Origin of the sequence: Oceanicaulis sp., assembly GCF_965249665.1 — a bacterium.
GTDB lineage: Bacteria > Pseudomonadota > Alphaproteobacteria > Caulobacterales > Maricaulaceae > Oceanicaulis.
Window position 1 is genome coordinate 2,603,878 of sequence record NZ_OZ252247.1, and the last position, 21,916, is coordinate 2,625,793.

Annotated in this window: 22 protein-coding genes; 10 read left to right on the plus strand and 12 right to left on the minus strand. The window is 60.8% G+C overall.

The annotated features are described in order from the left end of the window. Positions 1–32: 32 nt before the first annotated feature. Complete coding sequence (locus ACP154_RS12545; RefSeq protein WP_421858679.1) at positions 33–1,169, minus strand: isobutyryl-CoA dehydrogenase; 1,137 nt, start codon at positions 1,167–1,169, stop codon at positions 33–35. A gap of 90 nt (positions 1,170–1,259) precedes the next feature. On the opposite strand from ACP154_RS12545, the gene hemB reads away from it, so the two are divergent. From hemB to ACP154_RS12560, 3 genes are read left to right on the plus strand one after another with little or no spacing between them, the layout of a single operon-like run. Beyond that, positions 1,260–2,246: a porphobilinogen synthase gene (gene hemB, locus ACP154_RS12550; protein WP_421858677.1), complete on the plus strand. Its 987-nt coding sequence runs from the start codon at positions 1,260–1,262 to the stop codon at positions 2,244–2,246. Next, positions 2,239–3,375 (plus strand): trans-sulfuration enzyme family protein, encoded by a 1,137-nt coding sequence (locus ACP154_RS12555; RefSeq protein WP_421858675.1) that lies wholly within the window; start codon positions 2,239–2,241, stop codon positions 3,373–3,375. The genes hemB and ACP154_RS12555 overlap by 8 nt, the downstream gene beginning before the upstream one ends. 40 nt (positions 3,376–3,415) lie before the next feature. Continuing rightward, positions 3,416–3,697 carry a hypothetical protein gene (locus ACP154_RS12560; protein ID WP_421858672.1) on the plus strand — a complete coding sequence of 94 codons (282 nt, stop codon included), beginning with the start codon at positions 3,416–3,418 and terminating at the stop codon, positions 3,695–3,697. Here ACP154_RS12560 and ACP154_RS12565 read toward each other — a convergent pair. Genes ACP154_RS12565 through ACP154_RS12585 form a run of 5 tightly spaced genes read right to left on the minus strand, consistent with a single transcriptional unit; the run spans position 3,694 to position 7,078 of the window. Beyond that, positions 3,694–4,326, minus strand: a complete 633-nt coding sequence (locus ACP154_RS12565; RefSeq protein WP_107713272.1) for a trimeric intracellular cation channel family protein — start codon at positions 4,324–4,326, stop codon at positions 3,694–3,696. The genes ACP154_RS12560 and ACP154_RS12565 overlap by 4 nt on opposite strands. Further along, complete coding sequence (locus ACP154_RS12570) at positions 4,323–5,330, minus strand: TIGR00341 family protein (protein ID WP_107713273.1); 1,008 nt, start codon at positions 5,328–5,330, stop codon at positions 4,323–4,325. Before ACP154_RS12570 ends, ACP154_RS12565 begins: the two co-directional genes overlap by 4 nt. A gap of 5 nt (positions 5,331–5,335) precedes the next feature. Further along, complete coding sequence (locus ACP154_RS12575; RefSeq protein WP_421858669.1) at positions 5,336–6,205, minus strand: NAD(P)-dependent oxidoreductase; 870 nt, start codon at positions 6,203–6,205, stop codon at positions 5,336–5,338. A gap of 1 nt (position 6,206) precedes the next feature. Further along, a complete protein-coding gene (locus ACP154_RS12580) occupies positions 6,207–6,596 on the minus strand; it encodes a cupin domain-containing protein (RefSeq protein ID WP_421858666.1) in 390 nt (129 codons plus the stop codon). A gap of 11 nt (positions 6,597–6,607) precedes the next feature. Then, positions 6,608–7,078: a flavin reductase family protein gene (locus tag ACP154_RS12585; RefSeq protein WP_421858663.1), complete on the minus strand. Its 471-nt coding sequence runs from the start codon at positions 7,076–7,078 to the stop codon at positions 6,608–6,610. Positions 7,079–7,162: 84 nt separating this feature from the next. On the opposite strand from ACP154_RS12585, the gene ACP154_RS12590 reads away from it, so the two are divergent. The 7 genes from ACP154_RS12590 to ACP154_RS12620 all read left to right on the plus strand — a co-directional run bounded on the left by ACP154_RS12590 (position 7,163) and on the right by ACP154_RS12620 (position 15,515). Next, complete coding sequence (locus tag ACP154_RS12590) at positions 7,163–8,074, plus strand: flagellar motor protein MotB (RefSeq protein WP_107713277.1); 912 nt, start codon at positions 7,163–7,165, stop codon at positions 8,072–8,074. A 120-nt stretch (positions 8,075–8,194) separates the two neighbouring features. Then, positions 8,195–10,027, plus strand: coding sequence for an SLC13 family permease (locus tag ACP154_RS12595; protein ID WP_421858660.1), 1,833 nt, complete (start codon positions 8,195–8,197; stop codon positions 10,025–10,027). 37 nt (positions 10,028–10,064) lie between these two features. After that, complete coding sequence (locus ACP154_RS12600; RefSeq protein ID WP_199235545.1) at positions 10,065–10,811, plus strand: arginyltransferase; 747 nt, start codon at positions 10,065–10,067, stop codon at positions 10,809–10,811. A 64-nt stretch (positions 10,812–10,875) separates the two neighbouring features. Next, a complete protein-coding gene (locus ACP154_RS12605; RefSeq protein WP_421858658.1) occupies positions 10,876–11,997 on the plus strand; it encodes a TRAP transporter substrate-binding protein in 1,122 nt (373 codons plus the stop codon). 3 nt (positions 11,998–12,000) lie between these two features. After that, the gene (locus ACP154_RS12610) at positions 12,001–12,783 is read left to right on the plus strand and encodes a TRAP transporter small permease subunit (protein ID WP_421858655.1); all 783 of its coding nucleotides are present in this window, start codon (positions 12,001–12,003) and stop codon (positions 12,781–12,783) included. A 10-nt stretch (positions 12,784–12,793) separates the two neighbouring features. Further along, the gene (locus ACP154_RS12615) at positions 12,794–14,368 is read left to right on the plus strand and encodes a TRAP transporter large permease (RefSeq protein WP_421858652.1); all 1,575 of its coding nucleotides are present in this window, start codon (positions 12,794–12,796) and stop codon (positions 14,366–14,368) included. Next, positions 14,361–15,515 carry an AI-2E family transporter gene (locus ACP154_RS12620; protein ID WP_421858649.1) on the plus strand — a complete coding sequence of 385 codons (1,155 nt, stop codon included), beginning with the start codon at positions 14,361–14,363 and terminating at the stop codon, positions 15,513–15,515. Before ACP154_RS12615 ends, ACP154_RS12620 begins: the two co-directional genes overlap by 8 nt. Here the strand turns inward: ACP154_RS12620 and ACP154_RS12625 are convergent. From ACP154_RS12625 to rnc, 6 genes are all read right to left on the minus strand, one after another. After that, positions 15,512–16,522 carry a M48 family metallopeptidase gene (locus ACP154_RS12625; RefSeq protein ID WP_421858647.1) on the minus strand — a complete coding sequence of 337 codons (1,011 nt, stop codon included), beginning with the start codon at positions 16,520–16,522 and terminating at the stop codon, positions 15,512–15,514. The genes ACP154_RS12620 and ACP154_RS12625 overlap by 4 nt on opposite strands. Before the next feature lie 30 nt (positions 16,523–16,552). Next, entirely contained in the window at positions 16,553–17,113 is a 561-nt protein-coding gene (locus ACP154_RS12630) for a LemA family protein (protein ID WP_133723342.1), read from the minus strand. Positions 17,114–17,221: 108 nt separating this feature from the next. Then, complete coding sequence (gene parC / locus ACP154_RS12635) at positions 17,222–19,462, minus strand: DNA topoisomerase IV subunit A (RefSeq protein WP_421858645.1); 2,241 nt, start codon at positions 19,460–19,462, stop codon at positions 17,222–17,224. Positions 19,463–19,571: 109 nt separating this feature from the next. Then, positions 19,572–20,300: a DNA repair protein RecO gene (gene recO / locus ACP154_RS12640; RefSeq protein WP_421858642.1), complete on the minus strand. Its 729-nt coding sequence runs from the start codon at positions 20,298–20,300 to the stop codon at positions 19,572–19,574. Then, the gene (gene era / locus ACP154_RS12645) at positions 20,300–21,223 is read right to left on the minus strand and encodes a GTPase Era (protein WP_421858640.1); all 924 of its coding nucleotides are present in this window, start codon (positions 21,221–21,223) and stop codon (positions 20,300–20,302) included. The genes recO and era overlap by 1 nt, the downstream gene beginning before the upstream one ends. After that, positions 21,216–21,902 (minus strand): ribonuclease III, encoded by a 687-nt coding sequence (gene rnc / locus ACP154_RS12650; RefSeq protein WP_421858638.1) that lies wholly within the window; start codon positions 21,900–21,902, stop codon positions 21,216–21,218. The genes era and rnc overlap by 8 nt, the downstream gene beginning before the upstream one ends. Positions 21,903–21,916 lie beyond the last annotated feature (14 nt).

Here is a 21,916-nt window from a genome sequence, read left to right on the forward strand (position 1 = left end):
TTAGGCATAATCGAGCCTGAGGATACCGCGACTTAGCGCAGCACGTCTTTGGCGATGATGACGCGCATGATCTCGTTGGTGCCTTCAAGGATCTGGTGAACCCGCAGATCGCGCACAATGCGCTCCAGCGGGTAATCCTTCAGATAGCCGTAGCCGCCATGGATCTGCAGCGCATCATTGGCGATCTTGGAACCCAGATCGGTCGAGAAACGCTTGGCCATGGCGCAGTATTTCGCCGCTTGCGGATCCTTGCGATCCACCGCGTCCGCGGCGCGCAACAGCATCATGCGCGACGCGTCGAGCTCGGTGACCATGTCAGCCAGCTTGAACTGGGTGGCCTGGAAATCCGCGATATGACGGCCGAACTGGCTGCGCCCCTTGGCGTATTCGATGGCGAGATCGACGGCTTCGGCTGCGCCGCCGAGCGAGCACGCCCCGATATTGATGCGGCCGCCATTCAGGCCCTGCATGGCGAAGCCGAAGCCCTGGCCCTCCTCGCCGATCCGGTTTTCGACGGGCACACGGCAGTCTTCAAATGTGACGACGCGTGTGGGTTGGGAGTTCCAGCCCATCTTGCGTTCGTTTGCGCCAAAACTGAGACCCGGCGTGTCTTTCTCGACGATAATGGTGGAGATGCCCTTGGGTCCGTCCTCGCCCGTCCGGCACATCACGGCGTAGAGATCGCTTGTTCCCGCGCCGGAGATAAAGGCTTTCGAGCCGTTCAGAACGTAATGATCGCCATCACGCACCGCCTTGGTGCGCAGATTGGCGGCGTCTGAGCCCGCGCCTGGCTCGGTCAGGCAATAAGACGCGATCGTGTTCATCGCCGTCAGGTCCGGTAGCCAGCGCTGGCGCTGCTCTTCGCTGCCCCAGCTGTCGATCATCCAGCTGACCATGTTGTGGATGGAGATGAAGGCCGCCGTGGACACGCACCCGCGCGAGAGCTGTTCAAAGATCAGCGCCGCGTCGACCCGGCTCATGCCCGATCCGCCCACATCATCGCGGGTGTAGATGCCGGCAAAGCCCATGGCGGCGCTTTCTTTCAGCACGTCCACGGGGAAGTGTTTATTCTCGTCCCACTCCGCTGCATGGGGCTTGAGACGATCGTCCGCGAACTTGCGGGCTGCGTCTTGAATCAGTGCTTGCTCTTCAGTCAGCTCGAAATGCACGGGGAAACCTCCTAAACAGACCGGGTTGAACCGGTTCCGACCGCATGAAACGCGATGTGTCCTGATTTGCTGCAAGCGAGATAGACCAAGATGGCCGCTTTTCCCACCACCCGTATGCGCCGGATGCGCGCCAATGACTGGTCGCGCCGCCTGATGCGCGAGAACACATTGACGCCAAATGACCTGATCTGGACGCTGGTCGTCTCCGACACAGCCAATCCCACAGAGCCAGTCGCCTCCATGCCCGGCGTAGAGCGCCTGAACGTCAAAGCCGCGGCGGACGCCGCCCGGCGGGCGCGGGATCTGGGCATTCCCGCCATCGCTGTTTTTCCTCATCTCGACCCATCTTTGAAAGACGAAAACGGCCGCGAGGCGGATAATCCAGACGGTCTGGTGGCGCAAACGATCAAGGCGATGAAAGACGCGGCGCCAGAGGTCGGTATCATCTGCGACGTCGCTCTCGACCCGTTCACCGATCACGGCCATGACGGGCTGATGGAAGACGGTGTGATCCTGAATGACGCGACCGTGGAACGTCTGTGCAGTCAGGCGCTGATGCAAGCAGCGTCCGGCTGCGATGTGGTCGCGCCATCCGACATGATGGACGGACGAATCGGCGCGATTCGCGAAGCGCTCGATTCTGAAGGCTTCCAGGACACGCTGATCATGTCCTACGCCGCCAAATATGCTTCGGCGTTCTACGGCCCCTATCGTGACGCCATTGGCAGCGCGAAGGCGCTCCAAGGCGACAAGAAGACCTATCAGATGGACCCCGCCAACACAGATGAGGCGATCCGCGAGGTTGCGCTCGATATCGATGAAGGCGCGGACATGGTCATGGTCAAACCCGGCCTGCCCTATCTCGACATCGTCACGCGCCTGAAAGCGACGTTTGAAATGCCCACCTATGCGTTTCAGGTGTCTGGCGAATACGCGATGATCCAGGCCGCTTCACAAAATGGCTGGATTGATGGCGAGCGCGCCATGATGGAAAGCCTGCTGGCGTTCAAACGCGCGGGCGCGGACGGCGTGCTGACTTATTTTGCACCCAAGGCGGCGGAATTGCTCAATGACTAAACGCCCCGAAACTCTCGCCGCCCAGGCCCTGCACCAGACGGACCTTGAAACCGGCGCGGTCATCCCGCCCATCCATCCTGCGACAACCTTCATGCGCGACGCGAAAAACGCGCTTGTCGGCGACATGGATTATCGCCGCCCCAAGGGACCGACCGAAGTACAGGCGGCGAACGTGCTGGCGGCGCTCGAAGGTGCGGCGGATGCACGCCTGTTCAGTTCCGGCCTCGCTGCGCTGGCCGCCATTCTGGATACGCTGGAGATTGGCGCGCACGTGGTCGCCCAGACAGAAATGTATTACGGCGCCAAGAAACTGCTCCATCATCTCGCCGCCAAGGGGCTGATCTCTCTCACCTTCTTCGAACCTCATGACAAGGCGGGTCTGAAGCAGGCTGTGCAATCGGGAAAGACCGAGCTTGTGTGGATCGAAACCCCCGCCAATCCCAGCTGGGCGGTGGTCGATGTGGCTTATGCGGCCGAGATCACACATGCCGCCGGCGCGATACTGGGGGTGGACGGCACGTGTTCACCGCCCTGCACCACGCGCGCGCTTGATTTGGGCGCTGACCTCGTCATGCATTCGGCGACCAAATATCTCAACGGCCATTCCGACGTTCTGATGGGCGCTGTGGTGACGAAAACCACGGATGAACGCTGGGAAAAGCTCTGCGCAGGACACAGCCTCACAGGCGCTATTCCGAGCGCATTTGACAGCTGGCTGATGATGCGCGGACTGCGGACTTTGTTTGTCCGCTTTGAGCGCCAGAGCGCGAACGCCCTGAAAGTCGCTGAAGCGATGAAAGCCCATGGCGCTGTCACTCATGTGCTCTATCCGGGGCTCGAGGAGCATGCCGGTCACGCCATCGCCGCGCGTCAGATGACAAACGGGTTTGGCGGTCTGCTTTCGATCCGGCTCAAGGGCGGCGCGGAGGCTGCGCGCAAACTTTGCGCATCTACTCAAGTGTTTATGCAAGCCACATCCATTGGCGGAGTGGAAAGCCTCATTGAGCATAGAAAGCCTATTGAAGGGCTCAGTAGTCCGACACCCGATAATCTAGTGCGGCTGTCATGCGGGATCGAGGCGGCGGAGGATCTGATTGAAGATCTGTGTCTTGCTCTAGACCGCGTCTAAAATTAAACTCTCGGGCGAGTATATTCACCTGAGATCGCCTATGTATCGATGCCCACATTGTCTTGAGTCCTTGGGCGGCGCCGCCCTGCTCAGCATGAACCCGAATACGCTGTCCACATGCCTGCACTGTGGACAGCGTTATGGCTGGGATGTGTCACGTTCGATGATGTTGTTGATGGTCTTCATGGTCATCGCCAGCGTCATTGCACTGCTGATGACGATCTCGATCATGCCTGTCGTGATGGCGGGCCTTGCGATCCCGACCCTCATCGGAGTGTGCGGCTATCTCGCCCTGTGCGCCTTCCGCCCGATCGCGCGTTAATCCACGCGCCCGATCGGCGGAATCGACCACTTGAAAATGATCGCGCAGCCCCTCAGCACAAAGGCTGCGAGGGCCGCGCCGACCGCCGCAGCCCCTGTGGGTACGTCCAGTTCCAGCGCCCCCACATACACAGCAGCGCCAAACAGGGCCGCGAGCGCGTAGACATCCGCTCTCAAGATCAGCGGCACATCATTGACGATGATATCGCGCACGAGACCACCGAAGGCAGCGCTCATCACTCCGGTGACCAGCGCAATCGACCAGTGCGCACCAGCCATCAGGCCGGCCTGAGCGCCTAGGACACAGAACACGGCGAGACCGGCGCTGTCCGCCCAGATCAGGGCGCGATAGCGCGCACCTTCTTCGCCGCGGACAAGCTCAGAGCCGTAATATCCGATCACGCCGCCCGCGAGCGCCAGGATCAGATAATGTGGCGCATCGATCCAGTAGACCGGCAAACGCCCGAGCAGCACATCCCGCAGCGTACCGCCGCCCATGCCCGTGACCGCGCCGATCACGGCCGCGCCGAACGGATCAAGATGCTTGCGCGCTGACAAAATGCCGCCGGAAAGCGCGAACACGAAAATGCCGATATAGTTGAGGATGATAAAAACGAGTGCGACGTTCACAACTGCACGCCTTCTCCGCCTGTGGCGGCGAAATGAGCGGCAAGCGCCGAGAGCAACAGGATCAAGGTGATCCACACGCCAGCGTTCACATACACCGACCGCTTTGCTGAACGTCGTTCCAGCCAGGTACGCGGGCGCACACCCTTGAAATAATACACCATCAAGGCGCTCAGATTGACCGCCACCACATTGATCGACAGCAAGAGCGCTGCGCGTCCCGCGAGTTGCCATTCTCCGCTACCCGCCAGCAGCCCCGCCGCAGACGCAGGCGGCAACAAAGCCACCGCCACCATCACGCCCACAAGCGCCGCCGGCAAACCCGTGGCGATGGATAACGCAGCCGCAGCGCCAGCCGCCAATGCCAGAGCGGCGGAGTCAGGGCCCACAACCGTTCGGCTCATCAATTCGTTAGAATAGAGATTGGGCTCATAAACCAGTCCGACCGCAAAGCTGAGCGCCAGTCCAAACGCCAGGCCGGTGACAGCCGTCTTCGCCGCCTTGATCATCAAGGGCAGGTCGCCGAGCGCCGACCCGAAGGAGAACGCCAGGATCGGCCCCAGAAGCGGTGCAATCACCATGGCGCCGATGACAGCGGCCACATTGTCTGCGGACAGGCCAAAGACCACCACGACCGTGGACAGAGCCGTCAACATCAGAAAGTCGGAGTTGATCTGTGCACCCTGGTCGATGTCTTGATACATTTCCTCGCGCAAGGCGAGCCGGCGTTTCTTCCGCGTGGCTTCGTCGGCGTCTTCATCAATGCGCGGGACGCTCGCTTCGATGGGAATAACCACAAGACGCCAGTTTTGTTCGCCCTCAAGGATCGCCTGAACGGCGTCTATGGCCTTCTGTCCATCGCCATCACGGAATGTCAGCCGCAACAGCCGTTTTCCCTGAGTATCAGGTTCAGTCAGGCGATGGTCCAATGGCTCGGTCTTCAGCGTCGCCTTGAGAATGGGCTGAACCTTGTCGCCGTCGGGAAAAGTCACTTCTATCAGGCGCATCGCGATCAGTTCCGATCCGCGTTTTCAAGCCGGGCGATCAAGCTGGACGTATCCCAACGCCCGCCGCCCATGGCTTCGATTTCGGCATAAAACTGATCGACCAAGGCCGCGGCCGGCAAGCGTGCGCCATTGCTGCGGGCCTCGTCCAGCGCTATGCGAAGATCTTTACGCATCCAATTGACTGCAAATCCAAAATCGAAATCACCATCAACCATGGTGCGCCATCTGTTTTCCATCTGCCAGCTTTGCGCCGCACCTTTGGAGACCGCCGAGATAACCGTTTCGGGATCAAGACCGGCTTTCTTGGCGAAATGCAGGCCTTCCGCCAGGCCCTGCACCAACCCGGCGATGCAGATCTGGTTAACCATCTTGGTCAACTGCCCGGCCCCAGCCGGCCCCGCATGCACGATGGCCTTTGCGTAGGCCTCCATGATGGGCTCAGCCTTGGCGAAAACACCCTCATCTCCGCCACACATGATCGAAAGCTGACCGTTTTCTGCGCCCGCTTGCCCTCCCGACACGGGCGCATCCAGAAAACCGATCTGACGAGCATTGGCTGCCTCATCCAGCTGACGCGCCAACTCTGCGGAGGCCGTGGTGTGATCCACAAGCACGGCGCCGGTTTTCATGACGGGGAGTGCGATTTCAGCGACCGCGCGCACATCCGGGTCGTCGCCCAAACACATCAAGACGCAATCAGCGTCTGCCACGGCGATGTCGACGCTGTCACAGGCCTGACCGTGATACTGGCCTGACCAGTCCTGTGCCTTGGCGGCGGTTCGGTTCCAGACCGAGACCGCATGACCGGCCTTGGACAAATGCCCGGCCATGGGAAAGCCCATCACGCCCAGCCCCAAAAACGCGACATTCGCCATATTATGCTCCCTCAAGGCCGCTTCCGGCCAATTGTTCGTCCAGACTGCGCGTTTTGTCCGCCAACACATCACCTGTATGTTTGGTGGCGACCGGTTCAACCAGCATCACCCAGCATTCTTGCTCCGCCACCGGATTGTGGCGGACGCCCTTTGGCACGACGTGCATGTCGCCTTCAGACAGCATCACTGACCCGTCTTGATACTGCATCTCGAGCTGGCCCTTCACGATGAAGAACATCTCGTCTTCATCCGCATGATCGTGCCAGACGAACTCGCCCTTGAGCTTGGCCAGCTTGACGTACTGGTCATTGACCCTGGCGATGACGCGCGGCGACCAATACTCGGAAATCTGGTCAAACTCGGTTTGCAGGCGTTTGACGTCTGTGAGCATGCGCGCCCCCTTCAGATTTTCGAATAGCCTGAACGCACGAACACCAATGCGTCTGTATCACGAGGCCGGTCGGCGCTGAGCACCTCGCCCAGAATGATATCATGATCTCCGCCTGCAAAGACCTGATGCCGACGACACTCAAATCGCGCAATGGCGCCCTTTAGTAGGGGAGCGCCGTTTCCGGCAGGCGTCCAGCGCCCGCCATTCGCTTCCAGATCATCCGATCGCGCGCAGGCTGTGGATAAGTCCGCCTGGTCCGCCGCCAGAATGTTCACGGCAAAATCCTGCGCGTTCAGGAACCGCTCATAGCGATGACTGTCCTTGGCCAAAGACCACAGGATAAGTGGCGGATCGAGAGAGACGGACGAGAAGGAATTGATCGTCATTGCCCGCGCCGATCCTTCATTCATGACCGTGATCAGGGCCACGCCTGTGGGGAATCGTCCCAGGCAATCGCGAAATTCGCGCTCAAAAAGTGACAAAATTCGCTCCTGATTCGTTTTGACAACGCAGATTTAACCCTGTTGCTCCAGAGTGTCCGCCTCAAATGCCGAAGGTGGGTGGATATGAGCTCGGATCAACCGATCGTCATCAAGAAAGTCAAAAAGGGCGGCGGCCATGGACATCATGGCGGCGCCTGGAAGGTCGCCTATGCCGATTTCGTGACGGCCATGATGGCGTTCTTCCTCATGATGTGGCTGATCAATAACACAGAACCCGAACAGCGACAGGGCATTGCGGACTATTTCGCACCTGCCAGCGTGAGCCGCACCACATCGGGTTCCGGCGGTGTTCTGGGCGGCACCAGCTTCGGCGATGACGGCGCACGCGGCTCGGGCTCGTCCTCTGTTGTCGAGCGCCTTGCGCCCCGTTCGGAACAGGACGTGTCTCGCGAACAGGAAGCTGATGAAGCGTCCGGCGCGGCCGGCGGTCAGCCGCAGGCCTCAACCGACGCCCTCGCCAGCGCCCTCGCCCGCCGTGAAGCAGCTGAGTTTGCAAGCGCCGAGCAGTCCCTGCGTCAGGCCCTGCAAGACATGCCCGAACTGGCCGAGCTGTCGCGGCACGTCTTGATTGAAGAAACGCCAGAAGGATTGCGCATCCAGCTGATCGACCAGGAAGGGCGTCCGATGTTCGAGCCTGGCGCGGTTGAGCCTAACAGCCGGGCGCGCGTCCTGTTGCGGACCATATCCGAGATCGTTCTGCGTCTGCCGAACCGCATCACCCTGTCTGGTCATACGGACGCCAGCCCGGCGCCGGTTGGCGGCCCGTCCAACTGGGAACTGTCGTCGGCCCGCGCCAACGCGGCTCTGAACATCATGGCGAACGCTGGCATCCCCGATCATCGGATCGCGGAAGTCCGGGGCAAAGCCGGTGCGGAGCCGCTTTTCCCTGACGATCCCTATCTGCCGGGCAATCGCCGTCTGTCGATCACCCTGCTGCGCGAGGCTCCGGCCATTCCGCCCGGTCATGCGCTCTAGCCGGACGCAGAGGCTCTCCTAAAAGAGTCTCTGCGCACAGCGGTTCACGCTCGCATCATGCTGCAAAGGCGTTAACCTGCTCACTTTGGCGCGAATCCGCGCGGGGCAAGAGTGACGGGCATGGACGACCTCTCCGTATTATCGGACTGGCGAATGTGGGCGGTTCTGGTCGGTGTCGGCGGAGCCATCGTTTTTTATTGCTGGGAGAAGTTCGCTTTAGAGCTCGTCTCGGTCGTAATCCTGTGCTCTGCGCTGGTCTTTTTTGAACTCTTCGGCGCAGATGACGCCCCCACAGCCGCCGCGCTCCTGGCGGGTTTCTCTAACCCGGCCCTTCTGACGATCATGGCGCTTCTGGTCGTGGGTCAGGGCATTTTCCACACCGGTGCGCTGGATGGCCCGACCCGCACTTTGCTGTCCATGTTCGATGTACGGCCCAAGCTGACCATTGTGACGCTGTTTGCACTGGTGTTTGGCGTCTCCGCCTTCATCAACAATACGCCCGTGGTCGTGATGTTCATCCCCATACTGGGCGCCGTGGCGGCTCGGATGGGCGGCTCGGCGTCGGTCTTCATGATGCCTCTGAGCTTTGTGTGCATCTTCGCCGGCATGACGACGCTCATCGGCTCGTCCACCAACCTTCTGGTGGCTGACAGCCTGCTGGCGAGCACGGGCGAGACGCTGGGCTTTTTCCAACCCGCCCAAATGGGCGTCATGCTCTCGATCGTCGGCATGATCTATATCGCTTTTATCATGCCCAAGCTGCTGCCAGAGCGTGAAGAATCCGAAGACGACAAGGCGGGATCGCCGGGCAAGCAGTATATCGCCCAGATCGAAGTGACCGCAGGTCATCCGCTGGTCGGGGCCAAGCCGGTGGCCGGCATGTTCACTGAGCTGGGCGACATCACTGTGCGGATGGTTCAGCGCAATGAAGATGCGTTTTTGCCGCCTTTTGACTCCATCGTACTCAAACAGGGCGATCTGATCATCATCGCCGCCACCCGCAAGAAACTCACAGAACTTCTCTCCAGTCGCGCTGAATTCGTCGAAGGCGTCCTGCGGTCCGCGGGGCCAGCAGATCTGCCCACACGCGGAGAACGCCTGGCGCTGACTGAGGCAGTGGTCTCACCGGGTTCGCGTCTCATCGGCCGCACCGTGCGCCAGATCGGGTTCCGTCATGCTGTTGGCGCCATTGTTCTGGGGGTGCAGCGGCGCTCGCGAATGATCCGCGCCAAGCTGGGCGAAATCCGCCTGGAAGCCGGTGACGTCTTGCTGCTCTTTGGGGGTGCGGACGCCATGCGCCGCCTGCGAGCGGATCGAGATGTTCTTTTGATGGATTGGGCGACCTCTGATCTGCCTGATATTCGCAAGGCGTCCATCGCACGCGCGATTCTGGGCGGTGTCGTGCTGGCCGCTTCCACGGGTCTGCTCCCCATCGTCGTCGCATCTCTGATTGGCGCGGCGGCCATGATCGGCGCGGGGTGCCTGAATGTGCGTCAGGCCGCGCGAGCGTTCGACCTCAAGCTCTATCTGCTGATCGGCTCAGCTTTTGCGTTGGGGACAGCGATGGAGGCCACGGGCGGCGCGACGGTCCTGGCCATGGGCGTAGTGCATGTGTTTTCGCCATTGGGCACGACAGCGCTGGTCTCGGCTCTGTTCTTCCTGGTGATGGTTCTGACCAATGTGTTGTCCAATAACGCGACCGCCATCCTGTTCACCCCCATTGCAGTGACGGCGGCCAACTCTGTGGGCGCAGACCCAACGCTCTTCGCATTGACGGTGCTGTTCGCCGCCAACACCTGTTTTGCGACGCCGATCGGCTATCAGACCAATCTTCTGGTGATGGGGCCTGGAAAATACCGCTTTGCGGACTTCATTCGCGCCGGCGCACCCCTCGCTGTTTTGATATGGCTTGCCTTCACCGTTTTGGTTGGCATCAGTTTCGCCTTGGCCTAGCTCAGGTTAGGATGGCTGGACTTTAGCGTTTAAGAGGATGCTCGTGACTCGCCCGTTTGCGACCCGTCAACTGCCCTTCTTCCTGACAGCGCCCACCGCTTGCCCGTATCTTGAGGGCCGGATGGAGCGGAAGATTTTCACGCGGGTGGATGGCGAACAGACGGCGCATCTGAACAACATCCTGACCCATGCCGGGTTCAGACGCTCACAATCCATCCTGTATCGGCCGGCCTGCGAGATGTGCTCGGCGTGTAAATCCGCCCGCATCCCGGTATCTGAATTCAAAGCCTCGCGCACGCAGCGCCGGGTGCTGAAACGCAATGCCGGACTGTTGCGCCTGCCTCGCCCGGCCGAAGCGATGCCAGAACAATTCGCTCTGCTCAGCCGCTATCTCAACGCTCGCCATGGTGATGGCGATATGGCGGGCATGGATTTCTTCGACTTTGCATCCATGATCGAGGATGGCGCCGAGCATACCGAGCTCGTCGAATACCGTGACGCATACGGTCAGCTGATCGCCTGCGTTCTGGTCGATCGGCTGATTGACGGCTTCTCACTGGTCTACAGTTTTTTTGCACCCGAACGGGTCAAGGACAGCTTGGGCGCTTACATCATCCTCGATCATATCGAGCGCGCCCGCGCCGAGAATTTGCCGTTTGTCTATCTGGGATACTGGGTGCAAGGCAGTCCGAAAATGGACTACAAGGCTCATTACAAACCGCTCGAAGTGCTTGAACCTGAAGGCTGGCGGCCCTTGCAGCCGCCCTCGAAAGCACAAGAGTGATCAAACGCTGACATCACGGACAAGCACTGAACCATAATCAGTCTGTCCGCCTGGGGAGGAATAGATGGATCGTCGTACGTTTTTGTCCGGCGCCGCGGTGGTCGCCGCTGGCGCCGCATCGGCCTGCTCGCAGGATACGGGCGCACAGTCAGCGCCTGCCGCGCCAGCGGTGAACCGCAATCGCACGCGACGTTTGCGCATGGTCACCACCTGGCCCACAGGCTTTCCTGGTCTAGGCTCTGCGGCCGAGCGCACGGCGCAATTCATCACCGAGATGACCGGTGGCGCGCTTGAAGTCGAAGTTTATGGCGCAGGTGAAATCGTCGGCGCGTTTGAAGTCTTTGACGCGGTCTCCAACGGCGTCGCCGACATGTATCATGGCGCCGAATATTATTGGCAGGGCCGTTCGCCCGCCTTCAACTTTTTCTGCGCCGTGCCCCTGGGCATGACCGCCCATGAAATCATGGCCTGGGTGGAATATGGCGGCGGTCAGCAATTGTGGGAGGAACTGTCTGGTCAGTTTGGCCTGATCGCGTTCCAGGCTGGCAATTCCGGTCACCAGATGGGCGGTTGGTTCAAACGTGAAGTCAATACACTGGAAGATTTCCGCGGCCTGCGCATGCGCATTCCGGGCCTGGGCGGCTCGGTCCTGCGCGAGTTGGGCGGCGCTGCTGTCGCGTTGTCAGGCGGTGAAATCTACCAATCGCTTCAATCTGGCGCCATTGACGCAACCGAATGGGTCGGCCCCTGGAATGACCTCGCCTTCGGATTTTACCGAGAGGCGCCTTACTATTACGGGCCGGGCTTTCATGAACCGGGCTCGTCTCTGGCAGTCGGCCTTAATCGCGGCGTGTGGGATTCCCTGCCGACGGATCAACAAGCTGTCGTCCGCGCCGCCGCTCGCGCAGCAAACAATCAATCTCTGGCCGAGTTCACCTACCAGAACGGCCTCGCCCTGCGCACTCTCACAGGCGAGCATGGCGTGCAGCTGCGTGAATTCTCAGACGAAATCTGGCGAGAAGTGGGGCGCATTTCAGAAGCCGTTGTCGCTGACACCGCTAATGCGGATCCTTTGAGCCGCCGCGTCTATGACAGCTATCGCGAAGCCCGACGCCTGGGCCGGGACTGGGCCAATGTGTCTGAAGCCCCCTATTACCAGAAGCGTGAAATGGTGCTTGGCCGATAGACCATGAAACTTGCGGATCGCCTTCTGCTCGCCGTGATCGCTGTCACGGCTCTATTGCTTGCGGCCGACGCCTTTTCACAGGGCGCAATCGGCGCTGTGTTGACGGATCATATCAGCGCTGTCGCTGCGATCACCGGGCGTGTCCTGGGTTATCTCGGCTGGGCGCTCAGCCCGTTCCTGCTGATCGCCTTGGTGTGCGCGATCTATGGCCGCTTCAAGGGTTTGCCCGCTCCGGTATCCAGGCTGCTGCGTCGACTGATCGCGCTGTTTGACGCCATTTCCGTCACGGTTGGCGACATGGTGCGCTGGGCGGCGCTGGCGCTGGTGCTGGTGACCGGGTTGATTGTGGTGCAGCGCTATGTGTTCGGCGTCTCTCTGACCAAGCTGCAGGAAAGCGTGATCTATTTGCACGCCATCCTGTTTCTGCTCTCAAGCGCGGCGACGCTTTATAATGGCGGTCATGTCCGAGTAGATATCGTCTATTCCAAGCTCTCTGATCACGGCAAAGCCTGGACCGATCTCTTCGGCGTCTATCTCGCCCTCATCCCCATGTGCTGGCTGATCCTTATCACGGCAGAGAGCTATGTGGGCGGCGCCTGGCGCATCCTCGAGCGATCACGGGAAAGCGACGGTCTGCCGCTGGTCTTCTTGCTGAAAACCGCCATCCCTGTCTTCGCTGTCATGATGATTGGCCAGGGCTTCGCCCTGGCGTCTCGCGCCGCGCTGACGCTATCTGGCGAAACCCCGCCTCCTGTGGGTTGCGATAATGCAGAACATGAGCTTTAGAGACTAAATTATGGATTTGATTTTTAGTCTCCTGCCCTTTGCGATGTTTGTTGCGGCCTTCGCCGCCCTGCTGCGCGGCTTTCCGGTGGCGTTCACCCTCGCGGGTGTCGGTCTCGCATTCGCCCTGATTGGACTGGTGCTGGGTCTGTTTGATCCCTTCCATCTGCGCGCCTTCCCGCAGCGCATCTACGGCAACATCATGGAGATGGACAAAGCCATTCTGGTGGCGGTGCCGCTCTTTGTCTTCATGGGTGTGATGCTGGAAAAGTCTCGCATCGCCGAACAATTGCTCGACTCCATGGGCTCGCTCTTCGGTACATTGCGCGGGGGGCTGGGGATCTCGGTCGTGATCGTCGGCGCGCTTCTGGCCGCCTCAACCGGCATTGTGGGCGCCACGGTCGTTACCATGGGGCTTTTGTCCCTGCCCACCATGCTCAAACGCGGCTATTCGCCGTCTCTCGCCGCCGGGTCCATCGCCGCCGCCGGCACGCTGGGCCAGATCATCCCGCCATCAATCGTTCTGGTTCTGCTGGGCGATCAGCTGTCTTCCGCCTATGCCGAGGCGCAACGGGCGCAGGGCATCTTCTCGCCTGACATCGTCTCGGTGGGCGATCTTTTCGCAGGCGCGCTGATCCCCGGCCTGCTGCTGGTCGCCGTCTATATCCTCTATCAGGTCGGCGTCGCCATTGTGCGTCCAAGCGCCTCGCCCGCGATCCCCCCGGATGAAATCCATGCCGATTGGGGCAAGCTGCTGGGCGCATTGATTCCGCCCCTCATCCTGATCATTGCTGTGCTGGGCTCGATCCTGGGCGGGCTCGCCACGCCTACGGAAGCTGCGGGCGTGGGCGCGCTGGGTGCGATTTTGCTGGCGGGCTATCGCAATAGTGGTGGGACGGACAATCCCGCTTTTGGCCAGACCGTCATCATCATCGGTTCAATAAGCCTGTTCTTGCTACTGCTTTCACCGCTTGTCCTTGACCTGCGAGCGGGCGGCTCGGGGGTGCAGATGGGGTTGGCCTACGGGCTGTCAGCGCTTTCGGGCCTGGGCGTTTTGTTCGCCTGCATGCGACTGTTCAAGACCGAGGTTCTGGATCAGGTGATGCGGTCCACGGCACAAATCTCGGCGATGGTTTTCGTCATTCTGATCGGCGCCAGCCTGTTCGCTCTCGTCTTCCGCGAGCTCGGCGGCGATCACACGGTCCGCACGGCTCTGGAAGCCGCGCCCGGCGGCGTCACCGGTGCGCTGATCGTGGTGATGGTGGTGATGTTCCTTCTGGGCTTCTTCCTGGATTTCATCGAGATCACTTTTGTTGTTGTGCCGATCGTGGCTCCGGTGCTGTTCATGATGGGGGTGGACCCCGTCTGGCTGGGCGTGATGATGGCGCTGAATCTTCAAACCAGTTTCCTGACACCGCCATTCGGCTTTGCGCTGTTCTATCTGCGCGGCGTTGCGCCGCCCTCGCTGACCTCGGGCGCGATCTATCGGGGCGCTGCGCCTTTCGTCATAATTCAGCTTCTAATGATCGCTATGGTCGCGCTGATGCCTTGGCTGGCGACCGCGCTTCCGGGATTGCTGTATGACTGATCAGAACAAATCCGAGGCCTCACCCAGCGGCAGCAACATCTCCGCCCTGATGTCTGATCGTGAAGCGCTGCAGCGCCTGTTCATCGTGGTGCTGGCGCTCGGTATTTCAGTCATCTTCATCTGGATGATCCGCGGCTTTCTCAGCCCGCTCTTCATGGCGGCTGTGTTCGCGATGTTCCTGCATCCCGTCCATCGCTTTATGAGACGGGTTCTGTTTGGCTCCAGCTCCGCCGCCGCCGGCGTGGTGCTGCTTCTGGCTGTAGTGGTCGTGCTGATCCCGCTGGCCGCCATTTTGGTGATTGTCGCCGATCAGGCCGTGCAGGTGACCGGCGCGGTCGCGCCCTGGCTGCAAGACCAGATCGCCGCCATCCGCGAAGGCGGGCTTGAAGCTCTGCCCGCCTGGTTGCCCTTCCGCGAAAGTCTGGCGCCCTACCAGCAGGACATCACCAGTCAGGCCGCGCAGTTCGCATCGAACGCCGGTGGCTGGTTGGTGGAGGCTCTACGCCGAGCGACCTCGGGCACTTTCGGCGCATTCCTCGATTTGGTGGTGATGCTGTTCGCCTTGTTCTTCTTCCTAACCCAGGGCCCTCGCCTCGCCAGTCAGGGGCTGAAGCTCATGCCCATGCCGTCTGAAGATCGCGATCTGCTGGTCGAGCGCGCCATGTCCACCATTCGCGCCACCGTGAAAGGCACGTTCGTCATCGCCATTATTCAAGGCGTTCTGACGGGTGGCGCGCTGGCGTTGGCTGAAGTCCCTGGCGCCCTGTTCCTGGCGACGCTCACCGCCGTGCTGTCGGTCATTCCCGGCATTGGCCCGCCGCTGGTCTGGGGCCCCGCGGGACTGTGGCTGATCGCCAGCGGCCGTTATGTCGAAGGCGGTTTGCTGATCGCCTGGGGCGCGCTCGTGGTGGGGCTGATCGACAATCTTTTACGTCCCCGCCTGGTGGGACAGGACGCCAAGCTTCCTGATCTGATGATCCTGATCTCAACCCTGGGCGGGCTCACACTGTTTGGCGCCGTGGGCCTGATTGTCGGCCCCATGATCGCAGCCCTGTTCGCCTCGGTCTGGTATCTCTACGCCCAGTCCTATGCGCCGCTTCTGAATGAAGACCACCCTGAAAACGACCTGGACTCAGGCGCAAACTAGATGGACGGGATCGAGGTGTCGCGCGGGCGACGACGCCCGCCGGCATAGGTCTCCAGCGCCTCGATGCGCTTCTCGATCGGCGGATGGGTGGCGAACAGGCCGGCGAAGCTCGCCTTGGGTTTGTTCTCGATAAACATCTGACGCACTTCTTCCGGCGCGGACTTGATTTCGCTACGACCTGAAATCTTTTCCAATGCTGAGATCATGGCGTCAGGATTTTTGGTCAACTCCACCGCCCCGGCGTCCGCCATAAATTCGCGTGAGCGTGACAGGGCGAAGCGGATGACGATCGCGAGCGCATAGGCCAGAGCGACGATCAGCACGGCCACCAGCAAGATCACGCCCGCATTACCCGATCGCCCGCGGCGACCGCCGCCCGCGCGGGCCAGCGAACCATGAAACAGACCCCGCGCGGCGATCTCGACCGTGAAGGAGATGATCCCCACGAATATCACCGCGATCACCAACAGCCGGACATCGCGGTTGATCACATGGCTCAATTCATGGGCCAGAACCGCTTCCAGCTCTTGTGCGTTCAGCGTGTTCATCAGACCGCGAGTCACGGTGATGACCGCTTTGTTTTCGCTCAGACCCGATGCATAGGCGTTCAGCGCATCGGTCTCGATGATGCGCAAGGACGGCATTGGCATGCCGCGTGAAATCGTCAGATTTTCAAGAAGGTTATAAAGCTCGGGCTCTTCGGTGCGGCTCACTTTGCGCGCGCCGGTCGCCGCATCAATCATCGCCTGATGGCTCAGCCAGGCGATGACGAACCAGACCGCGACGCCGATCATCACAGACGGAAAGGCGCGCAAGGTCAGTTCAAGCGCCGGTCCCATCGCGTCGGCAGAGGCGCCGGTTTTGGCGGGGGCGTCCGCATATCCGCTCCAGGCCAGAGCGCCAGCGAACACGATGGCCAGCACCAGAACAGGAAAGCCGGCGAGCAGCGCGATGGATTTGAGATTATTGTTCCAGATATGGGTGCGCAGGCCGGCGGCGGCGATCATGATGCGCCCTCCTCCTGCCTGCGCATGGCCCTAGAACTTCACAGACGGGCCGGCGTTGACGGCGGCGCGTTCATTGGCGGCGACTTCAAAGAAATCCGCCTCGTTAAAGCCAAAGGAATTGGCCAGCACCACGGCGGGGAATTGCTCGCGGGCGGTGTTGTATTCGCTGACCGCATTGTTGAAGAAGCGACGCGCGGCGGCGATCTTGTTTTCAAGATCGGCCAGCTCGTTCTGCAGCGACAGGAAGTTCTCGTTCGCCTTCAAATCCGGATAGCTTTCAGACAGGGCGAAGAGCTGACGCAGCGCGCCGGACAGGACGTTCTCGGCGGCGGCCAGATCCTTGACCGAGCTCGCGTCCACGGCCTGTTGGCGGGCCTTCACGACGCTTTCCAGCGTCTCTTTCTCATGGCTGGCATAGCCTTTGACGGTTTCAACCAGGTTGGGCACCAGATCATGGCGCTGCTTGAGCTGGACATCGATATCGCCCCAGGCCTGTCGCGTGGTCTGACGCAGCGCCACCAGACGGTTGTAGATCGTCATGATGAACAGGCCGATCAGGACGATCACACCGAAAGTAATCAGCAATTCCATGAAACGCTCCTTGATGGCGCTGAAGGGAAACGGGTTAAAGCCTTACTCCGATTGGGGGAGAAGGCCAAGTGACAGCGCGGTGAAGGGCTTAGGCCTCTTCGTTTGTGGTTAGCGTCCGCCAAAGCTCTTATTGGCGAAGCCGCGCGGGGCGAGTTTGCCGGCGCTGGCGCGTTTACCTTCATAATAGCGCCAGTCTTCAACCAGATGACGGCGGCCGGCCGGATCGACGCGTACAAGGCCTTCTTCTGAATTGAAGACGCTGATATCGGCCACATCACCAGACTTGCCGCCCAATAGGCGCACGCCCTTGCCGCGCACCATTTCGGGGATCTCATTGGCGTTAAAGACCAGCAGCTTCTTGTTCTCGCCCAGCACCGCGATGCGGTCGCCCGTGACCGGCAGCGCCATCATGGCCTTGTGCCCGTCGATCACATTGAGCACCTGACGCCCGGCGCGCTTGATGGCGGGCAGGTCTTTTTCCGCCACCACAAAGCCATGCCCCGAGGTGGAGGCGAGTAGCAGTTTGCGATCCGCCTTGTATTTAAAGAGAGCGACCGGCTCCGCGCTTTCATCCATATCAATCAGAAGACGCACCGGCTCGCCAAAGCCGCGCCCACCGGGGAGTTTGGAGGCGTCGAGCGTGTAGACGCGACCATCGGTCGTGAGCATCAGGATCTTGTCGGTGGTCTCCGCTTTTAGCGAGAACGCCGTCTCGTCGCCATCCTTGTGCTTGATGCCGGTTACATCGTCGGTATGGCCCTTGAGCGCCCGGATCCAGCCCATGCGCGACAACACGATCGTGATGGGTTCGCGCGGGATCAGCGCTTCTTCCACCATATCGGCGAAATCTGCGTCCGGAGCATCAGCGAAGGTGGTGCGGCGTTTGCCCAGCGGCGTGTTCGGACCAAAGCGCTTTTTGACGTCCGCGACTTCGCTGTCGACCTTTTTCCATTGCAGGGCTTCATCGCCGATCAGGTCGGTCAGCTCATCGCGCTCGCCTTCAAGCCGGCTCTGCTCGTCGCGGATCTCCATCTCTTCAAGCTTGCGCAAGCTGCGCAGGCGCATGTTGAGGATGGCTTCGGCCTGACGGTCGGTCAGTGAGAAGGTCATGATCAGCTGGTCTTTGGGATGGTCTTCGAACCGAATGATGCGGATCACTTCATCGAGGTTCAAATAGGCGACCATGAAGCCCGACAGGACTTCCAGCCGGTCCTCCACCTGCTCCAGTCGGCGGGTGGCGCGGCGCACCACCACGTCACGGCGGTGGTTGAGCCAGATCTGCAGCGCTTCCTTCAGCCCCACCACGCGCGGCGCGCCGGTCGGGTCGAGGACATTGAGGTTCAGCGCGAAGCGAATTTCGAGATCAGTCAGCTTGAAAACGGATTCCATCAGCAAGGCCGGATCAATCGTGCGCGATTTCGGCTCCAGGATCAGGCGAACATCTTCCGCGCTTTCATCCATCACATCGGCCAGAAGCGGCAGCTTTTTCTGATCCAGAAGCGCGGCGATACGCTCGATCAGCTTGGCCTTCTGAACGAGATATGGAATCTCGGTGACCACGATCTGCCATTGACCGCGGCCCAGCTCTTCAACCTCCCAGCGGGCGCGCAGGCGAAAGCCGCCCCGGCCTGTCTCATAAGCGTCGAGGATGTTTTCGCGCGTCTCCACGCACACCCCGCCCGTAGGGAAGTCTGGCCCCTGCACGTAGTTGAGCAAGGTTTCTGTTGCAGCGCCCGGCGTCTTGATCAGATGGCGCGCGGCGTCGCACAGCTCGGCCGCGTTATGGGGCGGGATATTGGTCGCCATGCCCACGGCAATGCCCGCGGAACCATTGGCCAGCAGGTTTGGAAAGGCGGCGGGCAGAACCAGCGGTTCTTTGTCCTCGCCGTCATAGGTCTCGCGAAAATCGACCGTGCCGTCATCGTAATCTTGCAAGATCAGCTGGGCGGCTTCGGTCAGGCGCGCTTCGGTGTATCGCATGGCCGCGGCGCCATCGCCGTCCACATTGCCGAAATTGCCCTGACCCTCGACCAGCGGATAACGCGAGGAGAAATCCTGCGCCAGACGCACCAGCGCTTCATAAACGGCCTGATCGCCATGGGGGTGGAACCGGCCGATCACATCGCCGACCACACGGGCGCATTTCTTGAACGCCGTGTCCGGCGCCAGTTTCAGAAGACGCATCGCATAAAGCAAGCGCCGGTGAACCGGCTTCAGACCGTCGCGAGCATCAGGCAGAGCCCGCTGGGTGATCGTGGACAGGGCGTAGGCGAGATAGCGAGAAGAGAGCGCCTCATTGAAGCTCTCATCGAAAATACGGCCGCCATCGCCCGGAAATTGCTCGCCCATCCAAAGTCCCTCAGGTCACCTTAGTGATTCGATTGGGCACCAGTATGGAGCGGAACGTCGTGTCAGGGCAGGTCATGACGCAGGCTTTTCAACAGTTGCGGCCGTCGCCCTAAAGTCGCCCCTCGCCCTCAAGCCGTTCGATCATGCGCGTACGCGCGTCCGGCAGCATACGGTCCATCGGCCAGAGCACGCGGCGCTCGATAAAATGAGCGGTGAGTTTCAATCCCGCGCCCACATCGCCTTCGCGGATGGCGCCGCCGCCCTTCATGAAATCAGGCAAGGCGAGCATGCGATCCTGATAAGGCGCGCCCGCCTCGGCGCTGACCGCGCGACCTGACTTGGGACTCACATACACCAGATCCGTCTCGACGCCGGTCGCCGCACAGCGACGCAAGTCCAGGCCATAGCCAAGATCAGACAACAGCCCCGCCTCCCACCGCACATAGAGCGCAGGCCAAAGATCCGGGTCTTCCAGAGCCGCGATCAGCACTTCAAACGCGTTCGCAACCGCTGGATGCTCTTCACGCTCAGGCAGGCATAAGGAGGCCATGGCGCAGGCGGCGTTCAGACCTGACAGAGCCAGCGGGTCATCCATAACGACGCCGACGGACAGATCTTCACCCTCGACCTGAAATCCGCCCAGATGGCTTTCAAGCCGGGCGCGCCAGACAGCGCGCACGCGGTTGCCTGGTTGCAAGATAGGGCGCATGGCGCGGGATCGTCCGCCGCGCACAAGGCCAGCATGTCGGCCATGCTCCGCCGTCAGAACCTCAATCACCGCGCTCGTCTCCCCATGAGGGCGCACGGCGATGATGCGGCCTGAGGCGGTCCACTCCATCAGGCGTCGAAATCGAGCCCGAGCGCGTTGAAGCGGGTGCGCTCATCGCCCCAGTTGGGACGCACTTTCACAAAGAGAAAGAGGTGAACCTTGCGGCCCAGCTGTTCCTCAAGATCGGTGCGCGCGGCGGTGGAGACCCATTTGATGGTCTGACCGCCCTTGCCCAGGATCATCGGCTTGTGTGCTTCACGCTCCACATACACTGTCTGTTCGATCCGAACCGAGCCGTCACGCTGGTCCTTCCAGCCTTCCGTCTCCACTGTCAGCCCATAAGGCAACTCGTCGTGAACGCGCAGATAGAGTTTTTCGCGGGTCACCTCGGCGGCCAGCATGCGCTCTGACAGATCCGCAATCTGGTCCTCAGGGTAGAGATACGGGCTTTCCGGCATCAGGGTGACCAGAAAGTCCGCCAAATCCTTGATACGGTCGCCATTGCTGGCGCTGATCATGAAGACATCGCTATAGACCCCTGATTCAAATAGCTTTTTAGACAAGGACAGCAATTCGTCACGCTTGATCAGATCAATCTTGTTTAGGACCAGAACGGCTTTCAGATCATGGGCTTTGAGGCCGTCGATCACGCGCTCTACATCTTCCATGGTGCGACGCGCCTTGCTGATCTGGGCGGCGGCGTCCACCACATGGACGATGGCGTCCGCATCATCGGCGCCTTCCCAGGCGCTGGCGACCATGGCGCGATCAAGGCGACGGCGCGGGGCGAACACGCCGGGCGTATCCACCAGCACCAATTGTGCTGCGCCATGCATCATGACGCCGCGCACCTGAAAGCGCGTGGTCTGGACCTTGGGGGTGACGATGGAGACCTTGCGGCCCACCAAAGCGTTCACCAGGGTTGATTTGCCTGCGTTCGGCGCACCGATAATGGCGACAAAGCCCGCGCGCGTGGCGTTTTGTTCAGCCATCCACGGCCTCCCGTTTAAGCATTTCCGAGGCCGCAGCGCGCTGCGCATCCTGTTTGGATCCGCCCTCGCCGCGGGCCGGCGCGACTCCGTCGAGCCGGACTTCTATTTCAAACATCGGTCGGTGATCCGGCCCTTTGCGCGCCACGGTCTCGTAAACCGGAACACCATAGCCTTTTTGCGCCGCCCATTCCTGAAGCTGGGATTTGGCGTCCTTGGGGCGACGGGTCAGCTTATCAAACTCGTCCGCCCAGAAGGTGGTGAAAAAGGCCCGCGCGGCCTCCAGACCGCCATCCAGATAGAGCGCTCCGATCACCGCTTCACACGCATCAGCGATGATGGATTCCTTCTCACGTCCGCCCAAGCGTTCCTCGGCGGCGGAGAGCCGCAATCCCTCACCCAGATCACACCGACGCGCCGCGCGAGCGCAGGCGGATTTGTTCACCACCGCGTTCAAACGCTGGGCCAGCCCGCCTTCTTCCAGACTGGGGAAGGTTTCATAGAGCTTTTCACTCGCCATCAGCCCTAGAACCCGGTCTCCGAGAAATTCTAGGCGCTCATTAGAGGCGGCCCGCGAACGGCCATCACCGTGGGAGGCATGGGTCAGCGCGCGCTCGAGAAGCTCCCGGTCCTTGAACCGGTAGTGTATGCGCGCTTCAAAATCTTTGATCCGATCACTCATGATACGGGGCTTCA

Coding starts and splice junctions, on each gene's coding strand:
- hemB (WP_421858677.1), top strand. CDS start 1,260: ATGGCCGCTTTTCCCACCACCCGTATGCGCCGGATGCGCGCCAATGAC.
- ACP154_RS12555 (WP_421858675.1), top strand. CDS start 2,239: ATGACTAAACGCCCCGAAACTCTCGCCGCCCAGGCCCTGCACCAGACG.
- ACP154_RS12560 (WP_421858672.1), top strand. CDS start 3,416: ATGTATCGATGCCCACATTGTCTTGAGTCCTTGGGCGGCGCCGCCCTG.
- ACP154_RS12570 (WP_107713273.1), bottom strand. CDS start 5,330: ATGCGCCTGATAGAAGTGACTTTTCCCGACGGCGACAAGGTTCAGCCC.
- ACP154_RS12575 (WP_421858669.1), bottom strand. CDS start 6,205: ATGGCGAATGTCGCGTTTTTGGGGCTGGGCGTGATGGGCTTTCCCATG.
- ACP154_RS12580 (WP_421858666.1), bottom strand. CDS start 6,596: ATGCTCACAGACGTCAAACGCCTGCAAACCGAGTTTGACCAGATTTCC.
- ACP154_RS12590 (WP_107713277.1), top strand. CDS start 7,163: ATGAGCTCGGATCAACCGATCGTCATCAAGAAAGTCAAAAAGGGCGGC.
- ACP154_RS12595 (WP_421858660.1), top strand. CDS start 8,195: ATGGACGACCTCTCCGTATTATCGGACTGGCGAATGTGGGCGGTTCTG.
- ACP154_RS12600 (WP_199235545.1), top strand. CDS start 10,065: ATGCTCGTGACTCGCCCGTTTGCGACCCGTCAACTGCCCTTCTTCCTG.
- ACP154_RS12605 (WP_421858658.1), top strand. CDS start 10,876: ATGGATCGTCGTACGTTTTTGTCCGGCGCCGCGGTGGTCGCCGCTGGC.
- ACP154_RS12610 (WP_421858655.1), top strand. CDS start 12,001: ATGAAACTTGCGGATCGCCTTCTGCTCGCCGTGATCGCTGTCACGGCT.
- ACP154_RS12615 (WP_421858652.1), top strand. CDS start 12,794: ATGGATTTGATTTTTAGTCTCCTGCCCTTTGCGATGTTTGTTGCGGCC.
- ACP154_RS12620 (WP_421858649.1), top strand. CDS start 14,361: ATGACTGATCAGAACAAATCCGAGGCCTCACCCAGCGGCAGCAACATC.
- ACP154_RS12625 (WP_421858647.1), bottom strand. CDS start 16,522: ATGATCGCCGCCGCCGGCCTGCGCACCCATATCTGGAACAATAATCTC.
- ACP154_RS12630 (WP_133723342.1), bottom strand. CDS start 17,113: ATGGAATTGCTGATTACTTTCGGTGTGATCGTCCTGATCGGCCTGTTC.
- parC (WP_421858645.1), bottom strand. CDS start 19,462: ATGGGCGAGCAATTTCCGGGCGATGGCGGCCGTATTTTCGATGAGAGC.
- recO (WP_421858642.1), bottom strand. CDS start 20,300: ATGGAGTGGACCGCCTCAGGCCGCATCATCGCCGTGCGCCCTCATGGG.
- era (WP_421858640.1), bottom strand. CDS start 21,223: ATGGCTGAACAAAACGCCACGCGCGCGGGCTTTGTCGCCATTATCGGT.
- rnc (WP_421858638.1), bottom strand. CDS start 21,902: ATGAGTGATCGGATCAAAGATTTTGAAGCGCGCATACACTACCGGTTC.